Origin of the sequence: Pseudoalteromonas sp. SIMBA_162 (assembly GCF_046535955.1) — a bacterium.
GTDB lineage: Bacteria > Pseudomonadota > Gammaproteobacteria > Enterobacterales > Alteromonadaceae > Pseudoalteromonas > Pseudoalteromonas marina.
This window is the reverse complement of record NZ_JAWJBQ010000045.1, coordinates 1-1,581: the sequence shown is the minus strand read 5'-3', so window position 1 is coordinate 1,581 and position 1,581 is coordinate 1. Positions and strand designations below refer to the sequence as shown.

Sequence of the window (1,581 nt, the reverse complement as noted above, 5' to 3'; positions counted from 1 at the left end):
TGAGTCGATTGATTGGTATCTACTTTAGTATTCAATATTAACTTCTGGCGAAGTTAAACTGTCACAAAACAAAGACCCGTTTGGGTTGTATGGTTAAGTGACTAAGCGTACACGGTGGATGCCTTGGCAGTTGGAGGCGATGAAGGACGTATTAACTTGCGATAAGCCTAGTCAAGCTAGTAAAAAGCACTTGAGACTAGGATTTCCGAATGGGGAAACCCACCTGCTTGCAGGTATCGTTAACTGAATACATAGGTTAACGAGGCGAACGCGGAGAACTGAAACATCTAAGTACCCGTAGGAAAAGAAATCAACCGAGATTCCGAAAGTAGCGGCGAGCGAAATCGGAACAGCCCTTAAGCTTATTATGTGTTAATGGAAGGCTCTGGAAAGTGCCACGATACAGGGTGATAGTCCCGTACATGAAAAGACATTTTAAGTGAAATCGAGTAGGTCGGAGCACGTGAAACTTTGACTGAATATAGGTGGACCATCATCTAAGGCTAAATACTCCCAACTGACCGATAGTGAACCAGTACCGTGAGGGAAAGGCGAAAAGAACCCCTGTGAGGGGAGTGAAATAGAACCTGAAACCGTGTACGTACAAGCAGTAGGAGCAGACTTGTTCTGTGACTGCGTACCTTTTGTATAATGGGTCAGCGACTTATATTTTGTAGCGAGGTTAACCGATTAGGGTAGCCGTAGGGAAACCGAGTCTTAACTGGGCGAATAGTTGCAAGGTATAGACCCGAAACCCGGTGATCTAGCCATGGGCAGGTTGAAGGTTGAGTAACATCAACTGGAGGACCGAACCCACTAACGTTGAAAAGTTAGGGGATGACCTGTGGCTAGGAGTGAAAGGCTAATCAAACCGGGAGATAGCTGGTTCTCCCCGAAATCTATTTAGGTAGAGCCTCGGACGAATACTTACGGGGGTAGAGCACTGTTAAGGCTAGGGGGTCATCCCGACTTACCAACCCTTTGCAAACTCCGAATACCGTAAAGTAATATCCGGGAGACACACGGCGGGTGCTAACGTCCGTCGTGAAGAGGGAAACAACCCAGACCGCCAGCTAAGGTCCCAAAGTCATAGTTAAGTGGGAAACGATGTGGAAAGGCCCAGACAGCCAGGAGGTTGGCTTAGAAGCAGCCATCCTTTAAAGAAAGCGTAATAGCTCACTGGTCGAGTCGGTCTGCGCGGAAGATGTAACGGGGCTAAACTATGCACCGAAGCTGCGGATTCATACTTTGTATGAGTGGTAGGGGAGCGTTCTGTAAGCGGTTGAAGGTGTACCGGGAGGTATGCTGGACGTATCAGAAGTGCGAATGCTGACATGAGTAACGATAATGCGGGTGAAAAACCCGCACGCCGGAAGACCAAGGGTTCCTATCCCATGTTAATCAGGGTAGGGTAAGTCGACCCCTAAGGCGAGGCCGAAAGGCGTAGTCGATGGGAAACGGATTAATATTTCCGTACTTGGTATAATTGCGATGGGGGGACGGAGAAGGCTAAGCAAGCATGGCGATGGTTGTCCATGTGAAAGTGAGTAGGGCGTTTGTTTAGGTAAATCCGGACGAACA

Annotated in this window: 1 rRNA gene; it reads left to right on the top strand. The window is 48.2% G+C overall.

Annotation, left to right across the window (positions count from 1 at the left end):
* Positions 1 to 91: 91 nt before the first annotated feature.
* A 23S ribosomal RNA gene (locus tag R0J88_RS18580) occupies positions 92 to 1,581 on the top strand; the annotation flags it as partial.